The organism is Comamonas testosteroni (assembly GCF_030505195.1).
GTDB lineage: Bacteria > Pseudomonadota > Gammaproteobacteria > Burkholderiales > Burkholderiaceae_C > Comamonas > Comamonas testosteroni_G.
On the sequence record NZ_CP129672.1, the window covers coordinates 5,320,834 to 5,335,493 of the forward strand.

At 58.5% G+C, this 14,660-nt stretch carries 16 protein-coding genes, 1 tRNA gene and 1 pseudogene; 10 read left to right on the forward strand and 8 right to left on the reverse strand.

The window, feature by feature from the left end; genetic code table 11:
- Window positions 1-2: 2 nt before the first annotated feature.
- Window positions 3-1,775, forward strand: coding sequence for a methyl-accepting chemotaxis protein (locus QYQ99_RS24570; RefSeq protein ID WP_302090415.1), 1,773 nt, complete (start codon window positions 3-5; stop codon window positions 1,773-1,775).
- 280 nt (window positions 1,776-2,055) lie between these two features.
- On the opposite strand, the gene QYQ99_RS24575 is transcribed toward QYQ99_RS24570, so the two are convergent.
- The gene (locus QYQ99_RS24575; RefSeq protein WP_302090416.1) at window positions 2,056-2,259 is read right to left on the reverse strand and encodes a hypothetical protein; all 204 of its coding nucleotides are present in this window, start codon (window positions 2,257-2,259) and stop codon (window positions 2,056-2,058) included.
- A gap of 65 nt (window positions 2,260-2,324) precedes the next feature.
- Here QYQ99_RS24575 and QYQ99_RS24580 point away from each other — a divergent pair, with 65 nt between their 5' ends.
- From QYQ99_RS24580 to QYQ99_RS24590, 3 genes are all read left to right on the forward strand, one after another.
- Window positions 2,325-4,190 carry a GGDEF domain-containing protein gene (locus QYQ99_RS24580; RefSeq protein WP_302090417.1) on the forward strand — a complete coding sequence of 622 codons (1,866 nt, stop codon included), beginning with the start codon at window positions 2,325-2,327 and terminating at the stop codon, window positions 4,188-4,190.
- 82 nt (window positions 4,191-4,272) lie between these two features.
- On the forward strand, window positions 4,273-4,590 hold the full coding sequence (locus tag QYQ99_RS28400) for a hypothetical protein (RefSeq protein ID WP_304351628.1): 318 nt from the start codon (window positions 4,273-4,275) through the stop codon (window positions 4,588-4,590).
- 140 nt (window positions 4,591-4,730) lie between these two features.
- Window positions 4,731-4,804 (forward strand) — tRNA-Gly (locus tag QYQ99_RS24590).
- 140 nt (window positions 4,805-4,944) lie between these two features.
- Here the strand turns inward: QYQ99_RS24590 and QYQ99_RS24595 are convergent.
- Window positions 4,945-5,346 (reverse strand): hypothetical protein, encoded by a 402-nt coding sequence (locus QYQ99_RS24595; RefSeq protein ID WP_302090418.1) that lies wholly within the window; start codon window positions 5,344-5,346, stop codon window positions 4,945-4,947.
- A gap of 110 nt (window positions 5,347-5,456) precedes the next feature.
- On the opposite strand from QYQ99_RS24595, the gene QYQ99_RS24600 reads away from it, so the two are divergent.
- Entirely contained in the window at window positions 5,457-5,693 is a 237-nt protein-coding gene (locus QYQ99_RS24600) for a hypothetical protein (protein WP_302090419.1), read from the forward strand.
- 221 nt (window positions 5,694-5,914) lie between these two features.
- Complete coding sequence (locus tag QYQ99_RS24605; RefSeq protein ID WP_302090420.1) at window positions 5,915-7,525, forward strand: Fic family protein; 1,611 nt, start codon at window positions 5,915-5,917, stop codon at window positions 7,523-7,525.
- A gap of 85 nt (window positions 7,526-7,610) precedes the next feature.
- On the opposite strand, the gene QYQ99_RS24610 is transcribed toward QYQ99_RS24605, so the two are convergent.
- On the reverse strand, window positions 7,611-7,970 hold the full coding sequence (locus tag QYQ99_RS24610) for a hypothetical protein (protein ID WP_302090421.1): 360 nt from the start codon (window positions 7,968-7,970) through the stop codon (window positions 7,611-7,613).
- A gap of 319 nt (window positions 7,971-8,289) precedes the next feature.
- Between QYQ99_RS24610 and QYQ99_RS24615 the strand changes: the two genes are divergently transcribed.
- Window positions 8,290-8,898 (forward strand): DUF4337 domain-containing protein, encoded by a 609-nt coding sequence (locus QYQ99_RS24615; protein WP_302090422.1) that lies wholly within the window; start codon window positions 8,290-8,292, stop codon window positions 8,896-8,898.
- Window positions 8,899-8,904: 6 nt separating this feature from the next.
- On the opposite strand, the pseudogene QYQ99_RS24620 reads toward QYQ99_RS24615, so the two are convergent.
- Window positions 8,905-9,006: pseudogene (locus tag QYQ99_RS24620) on the reverse strand (IS5/IS1182 family transposase); the annotation flags it as partial.
- A 531-nt stretch (window positions 9,007-9,537) separates the two neighbouring features.
- On the opposite strand from QYQ99_RS24620, the gene QYQ99_RS24625 reads away from it, so the two are divergent.
- Entirely contained in the window at window positions 9,538-9,933 is a 396-nt protein-coding gene (locus tag QYQ99_RS24625; RefSeq protein WP_302090423.1) for a hypothetical protein, read from the forward strand.
- A gap of 6 nt (window positions 9,934-9,939) precedes the next feature.
- Here the strand turns inward: QYQ99_RS24625 and QYQ99_RS24630 are convergent, their stop codons facing one another.
- Complete coding sequence (locus tag QYQ99_RS24630; protein ID WP_302090424.1) at window positions 9,940-10,395, reverse strand: universal stress protein; 456 nt, start codon at window positions 10,393-10,395, stop codon at window positions 9,940-9,942.
- Between the two features lie 248 nt (window positions 10,396-10,643).
- On the opposite strand from QYQ99_RS24630, the gene QYQ99_RS24635 reads away from it, so the two are divergent.
- Window positions 10,644-11,201: a DUF1003 domain-containing protein gene (locus QYQ99_RS24635; RefSeq protein WP_302090425.1), complete on the forward strand. Its 558-nt coding sequence runs from the start codon at window positions 10,644-10,646 to the stop codon at window positions 11,199-11,201.
- Window positions 11,202-11,316: 115 nt separating this feature from the next.
- Window positions 11,317-11,742 (forward strand): hypothetical protein, encoded by a 426-nt coding sequence (locus tag QYQ99_RS24640; RefSeq protein WP_302090426.1) that lies wholly within the window; start codon window positions 11,317-11,319, stop codon window positions 11,740-11,742.
- Between the two features lie 323 nt (window positions 11,743-12,065).
- Here QYQ99_RS24640 and QYQ99_RS24645 read toward each other — a convergent pair whose 3' ends face one another.
- The 3 genes from QYQ99_RS24645 to QYQ99_RS24655 form a co-directional block, all read right to left on the reverse strand.
- Window positions 12,066-13,175, reverse strand: coding sequence for a type I restriction endonuclease (locus QYQ99_RS24645; RefSeq protein ID WP_302090427.1), 1,110 nt, complete (start codon window positions 13,173-13,175; stop codon window positions 12,066-12,068).
- Between the two features lie 113 nt (window positions 13,176-13,288).
- On the reverse strand, window positions 13,289-13,810 hold the full coding sequence (locus tag QYQ99_RS24650; protein ID WP_302090428.1) for a hypothetical protein: 522 nt from the start codon (window positions 13,808-13,810) through the stop codon (window positions 13,289-13,291).
- Window positions 13,811-13,993: 183 nt separating this feature from the next.
- Window positions 13,994-14,524, reverse strand: a complete 531-nt coding sequence (locus QYQ99_RS24655) for a hypothetical protein (protein WP_302090429.1) — start codon at window positions 14,522-14,524, stop codon at window positions 13,994-13,996.
- Between the last annotated feature and the right edge of the window lie 136 nt (window positions 14,525-14,660).

The window sequence follows — 14,660 nt, forward strand, 5'->3', positions numbered from 1 at the left end:
ATATGCGCTTCTGTGCAGGTTCAAAAATGAAAATTTCAACACGATTAATCTTGCTGGTGGGCGTCATGTCCATGCTACTTCTGGGCATCGGCCTACTTGGCCTACGTGGTATGGGGGGCAGCAACGATGGCCTGAAAACTGTGTACGAAGATCGCACAGTGGCACTAGGGAAGCTGGGGCAAATCCAAAGCCTGATGATGACCAATGCTTATCTGGTCAGCGCTGCAACGCTGGATGCGAGTCCAGAGGTGGTCAAAGAGCTCACCGGTGTGGTTGAGGCAAACATCGGCAAGATCACCCAGACTTGGAACGAGTACATGGCCACCTACCTCACACCGGAGGAGGCCGTGATTGCGAAAAAATTTGCCGAGGCCCGCGGCAAGTACGTTAGTGAGGGTCTGAAGCCCACAGTGGCGGCTCTCCGTGCAGACAATATGCAGGAGAGCCAGCGCATGTCTAACAAGGTTCTGCGAGCGCTATACGCTCCCGCGAAAGAACAAATAGACGCGTTGATCCAGCTGCAATTGGATGTGGCCAAGTCGGAATACGATGGCGCGTTGGAGCATTACGCTTCAGTGCGCATGTTTTCCACGGCGTCGATCGTTCTTGGGCTGCTGTTTGCTTTCAGCATCGGATACTTCCTCATCACTGGGATTTCGCGCTCTCTTAAACAGGCCGGAGATCTTTCCCGCGCTATTGAAGCTGGCGACCTGAGTGCGCAGGTGACGATCACTGGCAAGGACGAGGTTGCCAGCCTGCTGCATACCCTGGTGGCCATGCGTGACAGCCTCACCCGAGTGGTATCCAGCGTGCGCCAGGGAGCGGAGGGCGTTGCCACGGCGAGCTCGGAGATCGCTCAGGGTAACCAAGATCTCTCTGCCCGTACCGAAAGCCAGGCCAGTGCGCTGGAGGAAACTGCGGCGTCCATGGAGGAGCTTGACTCCACGGTCAAACAAAATGCCGAATCCGCCAGCCAAGCTAACCAGTTGTCCTTGAATGCCAGCAAGGTGGCTGTGCAGGGGGGTGAAGTGGTCGGGCAAGTGGTCGAAACCATGAAGGGCATCAATGAGTCCAGCCGCAAGATTGCCGACATCATCAGCATCATCGACAGCATCGCATTCCAGACCAATATCTTGGCCCTCAATGCGGCCGTGGAAGCCGCACGTGCTGGCGAGCAGGGGCGAGGATTTGCTGTAGTGGCCAGCGAAGTGCGTTCTCTGGCTGGGCGATCGGCCGAAGCGGCCAAAGAGATCAAGACACTGATCGGCGCAAGCATGGAGTGGGTCGAACAAGGCACTGCCTTGGTGGACCAGGCGGGCGAAACAATGACCGAGGTGGTGAACTCCATACGTCGAGTCACCGACATCATGCGCGAAATCAGTGCCGCCAGCAGCGAGCAGAGCGCCGGTGTCTCGCAGGTGGGCGAAGCTGTCATGCAGATGGATCAGGTCACTCAGCAGAATGCCGCGCTGGTGGAGCAGATGGCCGCTGCAGCCAGCAGTCTCAAATCTCAATCCCAGGATTTGGTACAAGTGGTAGCAGTGTTCAAGCTCAGCGATGGTGTGAGCCACTCCGCTGAGCGGAAAGCGCTCAGCTCCTCCACTAAGCCGGTGACAGCCCAAGTGCCTGCGCCGAAAGCACCGACTTCTCCAATCCCCGCGAGAAAGACTGTTGCAGGGGCGAAGAATTCGTCAGCTGCTTCCGTGCCCGCCCGCATACCTAAGGCAGCGCCTATCGCCTCCATGACCAATGAGGATGATTGGGAGGCTTTTTAACTGAAGAAGATGCGAGCCTGCTTTCTTGCAAAGAGCAGCGCTCGCTCAGGCCTCTGCCGACCTGCACTCGGAGCTCAAAAAGGTGCGGGTGAGCGCGCTACGCTTGCCGGGCCTGAGCCGAAATACCTAAACCCATCCTCAAGAGTGCCCGCAAGCAGCCATCCAGGGTGGACTTCTTCTGTGATGTAGTCGCTGGCGCTGACAGGCAGGATGCGCTCATTGGGAAAGCCACATCGCCCAGGTGTGCGCAACAAGGCGGAGTGCCAGTCTTCATCGACCATCATCGATCTACGGCTTGCGCACTGAGCTTGGCAATGTGTTTTATGCGTGCGTTCGCCTCCTCGATGACTGTGAGCGTTCCCTTGGCCGGGGTGGCTTCTGGGTGTTCCTTTTTGATCATCTCCTCGGAGCAGAGGTGCCTCGTGGTGCGCCACTTACCGAGATGGTCTTGATAGCGCCAGTTGTAGTGATGTTCGATGTGCATGGGAACTCCTCTCACGCTGTGTATCCATACAGCATCTGAGACATCCGACTTGTTAGTCTGTACGCATGTGCAACCGCAACCACACCCCGTCAAAGATCAAGATTGAGCGCCGCTTTCGCATCTACAGGGAATCTCTGGGCTGGTGGAGGAATAAGCGCAACAGCAGCGCAGCGGCAGCGCTGACAATATTGGGCACCATGCGCCTGAGCCGTCTTTTCCTTTGCACTACCGTGCTGCTGCTCGGTCTGGTCTCATTGATGCTCGTGCGAACGATGTGGACCGACTGGCTGGACGTGCGCCGCGCTGAAGCCGGTCTGGAGGCGATGGAGTTGGCCTATGCTGCCATGCAGGTCGCCGAACACGCCTCGGCCGAGCGCGGTCCGGCCATCCCGGTGCTCAACGACCCTCCCTCGGACGCATTGCGCAAGCGCCTGACGCAGTTCCAGCTGGCGACCGATGCAGCTTTCGACGTGGCGCTGACGCGGCTGCGTCGACGAGAAGAGGCCGAGCTGCTGACCGCCTTGCCGGTGCTGGAGCGGGCGCGCACGCAGATGCAGGCAGCCCGGCAGGAGCTTGAACGGGTGGCGGCACTGCCCCAGGCTGAGCGCGCGGCCGTTGACAAACGCAGCACCCGGCAGGTCATCGACCAGATGTTCGAGGTTGTCGACACGGTGCTGGAGGCGGTTACCCTGCTGTCGGCTAGCGCCGAGCGCATCCACCCCAGCCTGTCGCTGCCGCTGGTTGGCGCACGCTACGCCGCCGAGCTGCGCGAGCATGCTGGCCGCTTGGGCTCGCAATTCACCGCGCCGCTGGCCAGTGGCTCGCCGCTCGGCCCGCAAGAGCGCGACGGCATCCCCCGCCTGCTCGGCCGCATTGAGCAGCTCAAGGCCCTTCTGGATGTGAAGGCGCGCACCAGTTTGTCCGATCCGCGCATCGACGCCGCGCTGCAGGCTCAGCAGCAACACTATTTCGGTCAAAGCCTGCCCTTTATCGCCGAGATTACCGCCCGCGGCCTGGCCGGCCAGCCCTATGGAATGAGCTCGGCACAGTTCATCTCCCGCTATGTCCCGGAGATGCGCAGCATCGTCGAGCTGCGCGACACACTGCACGAGGTGGGGCGCGAACAGGCCTGGGGGGAGGTGGCGGCAGCCTGGCAGCGGCTACGCTTCAATGCGCTGATTGGCTGCTGCATTCTGGTGCTGCAGGTTGGCGTCTTCATCACGCTGCGCCGCCGTGTGCTGGCGCCGCTGCTACTCATCACCAAGCATATGATGGAGCTGATGCGCGGTCGGCTGAACCAGCAACTACCTGCGGTCCAGCGCAGCGACGAGATTGGCGAGCTGCAGGCCGCGGTGCTTGCTTTGCAGGCCAGCCTGCAACGTACCCAGGAGCTGGAGGCCGAGCGCGAGACCCTGATTAGTGAGCTTCGCCTGCTCAGCCACCGCGACCATCTGACCGGGCTGATGAACCGCCGCGCCTTCGACGATCAGGCGCCGGCCCAGCTGGCCCAGGCCGAACGTCATCGTTGGCCGCTGGCGCTGCTGCTGTTTGATCTGGACCATTTCAAGCGCATTAACGATCAGCATGGTCACGAGACCGGCGACCAGTTGCTACAACATGCGGCGCAACTTGCGCAGGCCCAACTGCGCAGAGGCGATCTGCTGGCCCGCTATGGTGGCGAGGAGTTCATCGCGCTGCTGCCCGGTTGCGATGACCAGGCGGCACTGGTGCTGGCCGAGCGCCTGCGCCAAGCCATGCAGCAGCCGCTGCACCGGCCCGATGGCAGCATACTGAACCTGAGCGCCAGCTTTGGTCTAGTGGTGCAGCCGGCTGGCCTCCAGTCCTCGCTGCCCGAACTCTTCAGCCGTGCCGACGCCGCCCTCTATGAGGCTAAGGCCAAAGGCCGCAACCGGGTGCAGTTGGCGCTCTGAGCTGGCCGCGTTCTGCCGCACCAGTCTGTAAAGCGGGGTTTGCTCCGGGCGATGGCGCTCGTGGTGGAGTGGAACGCCATCCTTGCCACTGGTACTGATCTGTCTTGGTGCAGCGCAACTCAGCCTCTTTCTGGAAGGTCGGCTTGGCCAGCGCTTGCCGGGCGCGACCCCCGAGCCGCTGCTTGCCTTCAGGGGCGTCGATGCCCTGCAGTCTCACCTTGACCTGCTCGTATTGCCCAGGCTCGCCACATCAGGCGGTCAGGGTATCGCCGTCAGAGATGCCGACGACAAGGCTGAGAAGCGGATTGGCGAGCTGTGGGAGCTAAGAGGCAAAGTGCGCCGTTGCAAGGATTTCAGCGTCGGTGCTCAAGAGCCTCAAGGGCCGAAAAATCCATACTGAAACCTATGCCCACTGGTAGAGTGCAAGCGTGCTTCGTTAGGTTGCGTTGTGCTAGAATTTTCGATGCACTAAATTGTTTTTCCTAGTAAAGACAACGATTTGCGGCAGATTTTGCAATGAAATCATGCGGTTATCACTGTGCGGGCGTCGTTCAATGGTAGGACTCTTGCTTCCCAAGCAAATAACGTGGGTTCGATTCCCATCGCCCGCTCCAGCTTTACCTTTTAAGAACAAAGATTTATCACAATCTTTGTTTTTTCGGGGGAGCTCCAAGGGAGTTTTTTCCGATGAAGGACTCCAGCTTCGCCTGCTCTATGTCCCCCTGACCGTCGTTCAGCCACTTGGAATAGGCGTTCAAAAAATCTCCACCGAATACCCCATCTGCTTGGCTGCATAGGCCGGCGTGGCTGCTGCCATGAGCAGCATCGTCGCATAGGTGTGGCGCATATGGTTGGGCCGGCGGTAACGAATGCCCAGTGCCTTGAGCATCGGCACCCAGAAGTGGTTGCGAAAGCGCTTGTCGTCAGCCCAGGGCTCGCCATGCTTCGGGTCGACGAAGACCGTTTGTGAATCCTTGGGCGCGGCCTGGCTCATGGTATCGCCAGCCACGTCGCCAAATTGCGCCTTCGGGGTCTGTTCCTTCTGCCTTTCCAATGCGTCCAGGGCCCGGCTGATCGGGCTGCGCATCATGGCCGACGCGCGCAACGAGTGGATCCGCTCCACCTCCCAGCTGGTCAACAAAGAGGTTGAAGCCATGGCGCAGCTCGACGCAGACGAGACCGCTGCATTTGATATCAGAGCAGGTGCTGGGGAGGAGGGCGACGCCGCATGAGCGCACCCCTCAGCCCCGAAGCCATGGCCGCCAGATGAGCAGACCCTACCCGCATCTGGCCGACCGCCTGACGCCGCCCGCATTGCAGGCCTGCAGCACGACATCCGCAGTGCCGCCACCAGGAGCGCCCAGCTTGACGGTGACGCCGCTGCCTGCTGAGATCTCGCAGATCGGCACCAGCGACTCGCAGCCCTTGCTTGCGAAGGCGCGGGCGTGGTTGGCCAGCTTGTCGGCTTGGTCGAACGGCGAGACGCCCAGATCAACGCCCTGAAAGGGCAGATGCAGGTCGATCGGCGGTTGCTGGCTACAGAGTGAGCGCGTTGATCGACAAGCGGCGGCCGCGCTGCAAGCATCTTCAAGCCAAGTTCACTGAAGTAAAATCGATTTTGTGCAAAATCAAATAAATCTAATCGTTTTTATGCATCGAAAAATGACTTTAGTGGATTGAGTTGAATTCCTAATCGATGCTTCGGACCTTGTCTTGGGGAAAATATGACCGAATTAGCTGACAACGCGGTGGGTGCAAACTGGCTTATAGAGCAATTCGGCCTCCAGTTGATTGGCGACTTGCCGGTCCACAGCCGCATCGGAACGCGGCGGACAACAACAGGTACCGACATTCGTCACGAGATATATCTTGAAGCCATGCGACCGGCTGATGCGCCTGCAGCGCATTTGCAGTTTCACCTGCGCCATGAAGTGCCGCACCTGGAGCTTCTATCCCGTCTTTTTGCCAAATCCGGTCCAGCCTTTGTACAGGAATGGATCAACTCCGAGCCCACAGGGCAGTATTCTCGTCGTGCAGCGTTTCTGTATGAGTGGTTGACCGGAGATCCGCTCACCCCTCCTGAGCGGTTGGGCGGGAACTATGTCGATGCACTGGATGATTCCAAGCAAGTCACGGCATCTGCCCATGCCGTCTTGAAAAACTCCCGCTGGCGGGTGAACGACAACATGGCAGGTACCCGCCATTTCTGTCCGATCCTGATCAAGACACCGGCCTATGCCGCCGCCGAGGGGCTTGATGTAAAGCAACTGTTCACGGGCCTTACCGAGGAATTTGGTGAAGAGCTTTTGCTGCGGGCCGCAGCCTGGATGACGCTGCGTGAAAGCAAGAGCAGCTTCATCATTGAAAGGGAGGGCGATCGGGTCAGCCGCATCCAGCGCTTTGCCGATGTGATGGGGCGGCGCACTGGCGAAGGGCAAGCCCCTCTTACGGATGAGGCATCAGCCGAGTTGCAACGTGAAATCTTGGGCGATGTGACAACGCTGGCCCATTTCGGCTTTCGCAGGTCCCCGGTCTTCGTCGGTGAGAGCGTGAACCACAACGAAATCGTGCATTACGTCGCACCGGTTCAGGACGATGTGCCCGCCATGATGGAAGGTATGCGCGCATTCATCGAGCGCACGCAGGGCCAGTCCCCTGTGATGCGCAGCGCCGTCGCAGCCTTTGGCTACGTCTACATCCACCCCATGGCTGATGGCAACGGCCGGGTGCACCGGTTTCTGATCAACGATGTGCTGCGCCGGGATGGTGTGATACCCGCGCCGGTCATACTGCCCGTGTCTGCCGTCATCACAGACGACACGGCGGAACGTCGGGCGTATGGACGCGTTCTGGACCTGGTTTCTGCCCCCCTGATGCGCAATATCCGCGAGTTGTACTCGTTCGCGCAGACCCGGACCACCTACCCGGATGGCGTGGTCTCCAACTTCGAATTTCAGGGCTGCGATACTGCCAGGCCGCTGTGGCGTTACATGGACCTCACCGGGCATGTTCAATACATGTCCAAAATCATCGAGCGCACCGTGACCGAGCAAATGCGTGAGGAGTCCAAATACCTCAGAAGCCATGCCGTGGCCCGCAGCGTTCTCAAGGAAATTATTGAAATGCCCGACCAGCAGGCGGATCGCCTGCTGCGCTCGATCGAGCAAAACAAAGGCGTTTTAAGTGGCGTTCTCAAGAAGGAGATGCCCATTCTCGAAAAGCCTGGCCTGTGGGATGAAATTGTCGAGGCTGTGCAGACCGCCTTCAAGAACGAAAACCCGCCGGATCCGCTGGTGGTTGAGCGGTATCAACCTGCAAAACCTGCAGGCAAGTAATTTTTGCAGAGATTTCGGCAAGGAATTGCCAAGGAAACAGCCTCCAGCGCTTACCCATCAAGCGCTGGAAGCTATCAAAAGCAGACTATCTGAACGTCATGCGCAGCAGGCCTTCATCGGGCGCAGGGGGCTGCTTGGCTGACAGGGCCGGTGTAGACGTGGGGCGTTGGCCGGGGTACACCGGCAGCGTCACCTGCTTTTCGCGTTGAAGCACCGGCTGGCTCCTGGCTGCGCGCCGGCACCCGTGCGCAGTGAATGACGCGGGCATGCACCTCGTTGCGTGGCGGGCGACAGGCCCGCGTGTGGATGCGGGCGCGCTCCAGCTCCACCACCAGGGCGGCGCCGGGCAGCGGTGCTGCATGGTGTGTTTGCCAAAAGCGCCGCACAGCGCCGTGCTGGCCTGCGGCGGGGTGTGGCTGAGGAAAAGCGTTCCGGTATGGCGCATGCGTGCCTCCTGTCTCTGTTGTGAGAAAAGCCCGCCAGGTCTGGAACCTTGCGGGCTTTTGTTTGGGTAGTGATTTCTCAATTTATGAGCGCGCCGCGCTTGCTCTAGCCGCGTTTGAAAGTAGTTTGCTACCGATAGCATTGCTGGGCTGGCGGTAGCTGCTTTGCTTTGCATAGCGCGCAGCATGCGGCTGCGTTGGCGGTCGCGGTGCTGCAGCTCGTGCAGCACGGTGTTGGTAGGGTGTCGGCTCTAAAGCCCTGGGCTGCGGTCATGCCGGCCCCATAATGCGCCACCCATTGCTATCAAGAATTTGGCTTCTATGTCTTCCAACGGCTTTCACGTCCACGGCCCGCACGATCACGAACTCGAACATGCCGCCCAGGGCGAACATGGCGCAACCGCCCACCACGGTATCGGCGGCGGCAGCCTGACCAACCAGATCGCCATGTGCACCGCCGTCATCGCCACGGTGGGCGCCATCTTCTCGTACATGGGCGGAGCGACCCAGGCCAATGCCGGGCTGTACAAGAACGACGCAGCCATCAAGAAGACCGAAGCGGCCAACCAGTGGGCCTTCTACCAGGCCAAGAGCACCAAGCAGTCGATGGCCGAGTTCGCGCGCGATCTGGTGGCCACGGAGGACAAGCGGGCTGCCTACCAAGCGAAGGTGGAGCGCTACGAGAAGGAAAAGGACGACATCAAGCGCGACGCCGAGCGTCTGGAAGCGGAGGCTCGGCAGTGGGACGAACAGTCCGAGATGCAGATGCATCTGCATCACCGCTGGGCCCAGGCCACCACGGCGCTGCAGGTCGCCATTGCCCTCGCCGCCATTGCGCTGCTGACCAAGAAAAAATGGCTCGAATACGCAATGCTTGGCGTGGCCGTGCTCGGCCTTGGCGTGGGCGGGCTGGCGATGCTGCATATCTAAGAGGGTCTACGATCTGCCAACCAATAGCGCCTGGAATGAGAGATGGGCGAGCAGCAGGCTGCTGCTGAGCAGCCGCTCGCAGTTCTTCTGCCTCCGGCGATTTTTCTCCGCTCACACACAGCGACACTCGGACCGCCTCACCAGTTCGTCGCGGTCTGAGGTGCCGGTCATCAAGACTCCTTGGTGATCAAAAAAGCCCGCTGGGTCTGGAGCCTTGCGGGCTTTTGTTTGAGTGGTGATTTATGAATTTGTGAGCACGCTGCGCTTGCTCCATCTATGTTTTAAGGTAGTTTGATGCTGATAACATTGCTGGGATGGCGGTAGCTGCTTTGTTTTCAATAGCACTTGGCAGACGGCTGCGCTGGCGGTCGCGGTGCTGCAGCTCGTGCAGCACGGTGTCTATCGGATGCATCGGCAGGAGATCCCCAAATCCAGGTGGCCCAGCTCGGCAAAGCCATGGTCAAACGCTTGGCGGCGCTGCGGGCAATGTGTTGGATGGAGGCGCAGCCGCATTTCAGAACAACGATGCGCATGGCGACTGCTCCTCGAAAAGCGGCAGGTTCAGGCGGTTGGTGATGCCGGCGCGCGCGGTTGATGGTCATCAGGGGCGGGCCATGCCAGCTGGGGCGAGCTGCTTGCATGGGTTCTTCGATTGAGAGCAAAGAAAAGCCTGCTCAGCGGTTGCTGGTGGGCTTGTGGAGAAACAGCGAGGTGCTTCAGAGGCTGGCCGCAGTGGTGGTGTTGGGTCGCTCCTTAGTCTCTGCCTTGCGAAAAGGTGGGGCTGGCCTTGACCAGCTCCAGCAGCCTCTGCATGAAGGCTTCCTATTCGTCGATGCCACCCGCAACGCCCAGCTTGCCGGTGACGCCGCTGCCTGCCGAGATCTCGCAGATCAGCACCAGCGACTCGCCGCCCTTGCTGGCGAAGGCGCGGGCGTGGTTGGCCAGCTTGTCGGACTGGTCGAGCGTCGAGACGCCCAGGTCGCCGCCCTGAAAGGGCAGCTGCAGGTAGACCGGCAGTTGCTGGCGACCGATTGACCAGGCTTACTCTTTGACCACAGGCCTGTGCACCAGCACCGGAATGCCGCTGTTCACCAGCACGCGCTGGGTTTCGCTGCCCAGCAAAATGCCGGCAAGGCCCTTGCGGCCGTGCGATGCCATGCAGATCAGGTCGCAGTGGCTGTCCTTGGCCTGTTGGATGATGGCCTGGTGCACCGAAAAGTTCATCGTCCGCTCCAACTTGCAGTCCACGCCCTCGGCCTTGGCAACCTCCTGCACTGCCTTTAGCACTGTGTCGGCCGTTAGCTCGGCGTCCCGGCGCATCTCGCTGGGGTTGTAGGCCACCATCCCCTCGCCGCTATACATCAGGGCCGAATAGTCCGGCATCACATACAGCACCGTCACCTCGGAGCCTTGCTCCTTGGCCAGCTGCAAGCCTGCACGCAGCGCAGCTTCGGAGAGTTTCGAGCCGTCCGTAGGAATCAAAATGTGCTTGAACATATCCAGCCTCCTTGCGCACCAGCGCATGTGTAGTTGCCAATCAATCCCAACTTAACGATTGCCGCAACCAATACTCACACTCCGGGGCGGCCATTGCAACACTTGGCGTCAATATTCAAGCATTCGCCGCTTGTGCTTGTGCTTGATGCCGCATGTCGGTGGCGGCGGCGCGACAGGGCGCAAGGCAAGCGCCAGGGTTGGGTAGCATGGTGGCGATGTCTTCATCCTTCGGATGACAAGGAACTCCCATGCTCAACACGGATACCGTTGCGAAGAGGCTGTTTGGCGCCTCCGCAGATACCTTGGACGCCAGAGCGCTCAAGGTCGCCCAGCACATTGCCCGGCGCAAGCACATCTCACGCAATGTGGATCAGGAGCTGGATCAAGCACCGCCCACCCTCGGCCAGCGCGCAGCCGATGCCGTCGCCACCTTTGGCGGGTCCTGGACCTTTGTGGCGCTTTTCTGCGCCACCATGGTGATATGGGTGGGCCTCAACGCCTTTCTACTTTGGGCGCGCGGCTCCACGTTCGATCCGTATCCCTACATTCTGCTGAACCTGTTTCTGTCCATGCTTGCCGCCATACAGGCGCCCATCATTCTCATGTCGCAGAACCGCCAGGCAGACAAGGACCGCATTCGCGGCGAGCATGACTACGAAGTCAACCTCAAGGCCGAGCTGGAGATCATGATGCTCCATGAAAAAATAGACGAGCTGCAGAAAACGCAATGGAGCGAACTCATCACCATCCAGAGCGAACAGCTGCAGCTGCTGCGTCGGCTGGCGGACGGGCAGCGATCCGCATAACTGCGCAGGCTGTGTGCGTGCTGGGGCGCTTGCCTGCGCCCGCGCATTCGCTGTACAGATATCCATCAACGGGTGGGGCGGTAGTACGATTCTCCCATCGCAACTTGGAGTAGGTATGGGTAAATCGACGTATCGCGCATTGGTGATTGCTTCGCTGGTCATTCCAATCCTCGGAATGCTGGCGGAATATGGCTTTGATCTCGTGCCCCGGGAGCTGACTGATCTTTCCCAGAGCCTTTTGATGCAGTCAGAGGTCGGCCCTATGGACTGGATTCTCTTGCTGGCGTTTTCGGTGCTCGTGGTGCTCGGCCTCATCTCCTTCTATGGGCTGCTGCGGTTCAGAGCATGGGCACCTCGGTTTACCCTGTGGTCTTCTGTTGCGACCGTAGTTGTCGCCTGTTTCAGTCCGCCGATGGTGCTGTCCGGCCTGGGGTACTCCACGTCGACCTTGGGCTGTGTACTCTTTGGCGCGGTGCTTGCCTTGCCCTACTACTCTCCCGAAGTGCGAGAGATGTTCTGGCCCTCCACGCCAGAGGCCTGAACAAAAAGCCCCTGCCAGGGGCTTTTTGTATGGCACAGCGCTTCGGGCTATCAAAAGCAGACTATCGGAATGTCAGGCGCAGCAGGCCTTCATCGGGCGTGGGGGCTGCTTGGCGGACAGGGCCGGTCGGGGTACACCGGCAGCGTCCCCGCACGGCCCACCTTAAAGCGGAGCCATGCGTGCACAGCATGCTCATGAAAGCAAAAATCCGCAGACCAACATTGTTTATATGGGCGCGGCTGCTGCGCCTACTGATACCGGGCGACCAAGCCCAGATCACGCTTAACGGGCGTGAGCTGGCTTTGTTATTGCTGTTGTTTGCGTTACGCCACAAGCTTTGTCGCAGCTATAAGCTCCGTGGAGAAGTTATAGATATCGTCCAGTTTGCTAAGAGGGTGGCGCACTTCCTTTTTTTCTGCATCCAAAATTCCAAGGTATTTTTGGCTGCGATTGAAGTGGAGGCGACAAACGGGCTTGCGGTTGTTGTCATCCAGCAAGATGCCGAAATAGCTCTGTGTGTCCCTATGACCAATGCGCTCTGGCTCGACGCTTGTTCGCACAATCGATTTCACAATGAAGAAGCCTTCCATCTCCTCAGGGGTCGTTTCGATGCGAGCGGTTTCCTCATCTTGTGATACTTGTAGCTTATCGGCCGATTTCTCCGACTTCACAGCATCATCTGTAGCAAGTGGCTGAGCCACCAGAGTCTGTGGTGCTACTCCGGTAATAGCTGACTTCAGTCGATCATTGACCAAATCGCCAGTGAACTGGGTGACTGCTTTAAGTAGCAGTGGCTGGAACTGTTCACGCACACGCGCAGTGATTGCTCCGTCATAGACACGGGCAGTAAAAAATCGAAGAAATTCTTCGCATGGGTCGCTGAACTGATTGGCCAATTCACGTTTGAGTTGACCGATATATTTCAGTTCGCCCGCTGCACTGATGATGGAGTCAACGTCAAATGCGGAGCGCGTGAGGTTGCGAAGCTCTGGCGCCGCGTGCTCATCGATATCCAGTAGATCAAGCTCCAAAAATGGCTTTTCATCCATTTTGTTGGGGGCGTCCAGGTCTGTGAAAAACTTGTAGACCCGTCCATTCGTGAGAATAGAGATTCTTGCGGTCGTTACGTGAAAGTAGCGGAAAAGCTGGCTTGCATGGTTGACATTCAGTGGCTCACCGAGCTTCTTACATTCAATCAGCATTTGGACTTGACCATCTTTGAAAATGGCATAGTCGATCTTTTCACCTTTCTTGGTGCCTACATCGCAAATAAATTCTGGTACAACTTCGGAAGGGTTGAAAACGTCATATCCCAATACGGATTGAATAAATGGCATGACGAATGCCGTTTTTGTTGCCTCTTCCGTTGAGATGTTTTGGCCCTGCTGTCGGATTTTTGAGGCAAGGTTGTTAAGGCTTTCGTAGAACTCCACATTTCCTCCTTCAAGTTGTTTGTGAGGGCATCATATATAAGTGCTTACATGGGATTTTCCCAATTGCTTTTGGTGCTTACATATTTCAAGTCTCAACATTTCAGCCGATACTGCTAATCCCGAGCAACCTTGCGCTCCCTCCGCACCCAATCCAGGTCGTAATACTGGCTGCCAGCTCGCCCCATGCTGTCCAGCGCCTTTACACGTTCTTCCAGCGCATCACAGGCTTGTTTTTTGCCGGGCTCGGCAGGCTGGGCAGGGCGGTTTTGATAGACAACTGTAGGGGCTACGGTGTTGCGCTGGGTTTTGCGCCATTGGGCTTCGGCCTGGGCTACTTTTTGATCCCAGGGCAGGCCGGACGACACGGTTTCCGTGCGCTCCAGAAAGGCGTTGTGCTGGCCGCATGAATGGCTGCTCCAGAACAGCCCGCCGCCATGGCCTTTGCACAGATAAACGGTGCTGCCCGAGTGGCCGCTGTGCAGGGTGGTGGTTTTGTCTTCCACCACATTGCCGCCTTTGCATGCCTCTTGAGAATAGGTATTGCCGCAGCGATAGATGGGCTGCGCTATGGCTGGTGCGACAGCGGTGGCTGGCAGCAAAAATGCTGCGGCAGTCAAGGCAAGCAGAAAATGCATGCGAAGCATTATCTGTGAAAATTAGTTACGAGAGTATTAGCCCCAGCCCGCAGTGCGATGTTGGGTAGCTGTAATAAAGCAAAGAAAAAGGCAATGTAGAGAACTACATTGCCTTTGTGAGTTAGCAGGTGATTTTTTTGACGCTGAACAGGTTTTAGCGACAGCTGCTGGGCCGTGCACTCATTACCTGTTGCCAGGTTGAGAGCTTTGCGATAGCGCCGCTTGTTGCTGATTGGCAAGGAGCTGGGCCGCCAAATGGCTTCTAAGCACTTGCTCCAGCGCGGGCGAGGGCGTCTCAGGGTCTGGAGTTTTGCCGAAGGCCATCAGATTTCTGGTGAGCTGCACCGGCGTCATCAAGATTCCCCAGGGCAGGCCCCACCAGCCCAGGAACAATGAAAAGACCGTGTCTCCGATTTTTTGCTTGGTGCCGCATCGGGCGCAGGCGACCAACGGCCTGCTGGACCACGAAGTCATCATGACGACGGAATACACGCGGTAAGAGGTATGCACGTCCACTGGGCCGGGCCCGTCACACTTGGGGCAGTTGCCTTTGTGCACCCGAAAGATATGGGCCTGGACATCGGCGGGGGAGAGCTGGCTGGCAGCGTCGGAAAGTAGCCCTTGGTGCAGGCATTTTTCATTGCAGTAGCGACGGTCGCCATCTCGCTTCCCGCCAAAAAGAATTCTGGTATTGCAGTACGCGCATGAAGCCATTCAATTTCTCTCTCAGTGTTGTTATCGCGCATGATTAAACCAAATATCGCCGGCGATCACCCATATAAATTCACAAGAGATGATTCTTGTATCAAATGCGCCTGGCTCCTGGCTCCTGGCTCCTGGCTCCTGGCTG

Excerpts from the sequence above, each read along its gene's own strand:
- QYQ99_RS24655 (WP_302090429.1), bottom strand. The coding sequence starts at position 14,524 with ATGGCTTCATGCGCGTACTGCAATACCAGAATTCTTTTTGGCGGGAAG.
- QYQ99_RS24610 (WP_302090421.1), bottom strand. The coding sequence starts at position 7,970 with ATGCGCCATACCGGAACGCTTTTCCTCAGCCACACCCCGCCGCAGGCC.
- QYQ99_RS24615 (WP_302090422.1), top strand. The coding sequence starts at position 8,290 with ATGTCTTCCAACGGCTTTCACGTCCACGGCCCGCACGATCACGAACTC.
- QYQ99_RS24630 (WP_302090424.1), bottom strand. The coding sequence starts at position 10,395 with ATGTTCAAGCACATTTTGATTCCTACGGACGGCTCGAAACTCTCCGAA.
- QYQ99_RS24650 (WP_302090428.1), bottom strand. The coding sequence starts at position 13,810 with ATGCATTTTCTGCTTGCCTTGACTGCCGCAGCATTTTTGCTGCCAGCC.
- QYQ99_RS24575 (WP_302090416.1), bottom strand. The coding sequence starts at position 2,259 with ATGCACATCGAACATCACTACAACTGGCGCTATCAAGACCATCTCGGT.
- QYQ99_RS24625 (WP_302090423.1), top strand. The coding sequence starts at position 9,538 with ATGGGTTCTTCGATTGAGAGCAAAGAAAAGCCTGCTCAGCGGTTGCTG.
- QYQ99_RS24580 (WP_302090417.1), top strand. The coding sequence starts at position 2,325 with ATGTGCAACCGCAACCACACCCCGTCAAAGATCAAGATTGAGCGCCGC.
- QYQ99_RS24600 (WP_302090419.1), top strand. The coding sequence starts at position 5,457 with ATGAGCAGACCCTACCCGCATCTGGCCGACCGCCTGACGCCGCCCGCA.
- QYQ99_RS24635 (WP_302090425.1), top strand. The coding sequence starts at position 10,644 with ATGCTCAACACGGATACCGTTGCGAAGAGGCTGTTTGGCGCCTCCGCA.
- QYQ99_RS24640 (WP_302090426.1), top strand. The coding sequence starts at position 11,317 with ATGGGTAAATCGACGTATCGCGCATTGGTGATTGCTTCGCTGGTCATT.
- QYQ99_RS24595 (WP_302090418.1), bottom strand. The coding sequence starts at position 5,346 with ATGGCTTCAACCTCTTTGTTGACCAGCTGGGAGGTGGAGCGGATCCAC.
- QYQ99_RS24605 (WP_302090420.1), top strand. The coding sequence starts at position 5,915 with ATGACCGAATTAGCTGACAACGCGGTGGGTGCAAACTGGCTTATAGAG.
- QYQ99_RS24570 (WP_302090415.1), top strand. The coding sequence starts at position 3 with ATGCGCTTCTGTGCAGGTTCAAAAATGAAAATTTCAACACGATTAATC.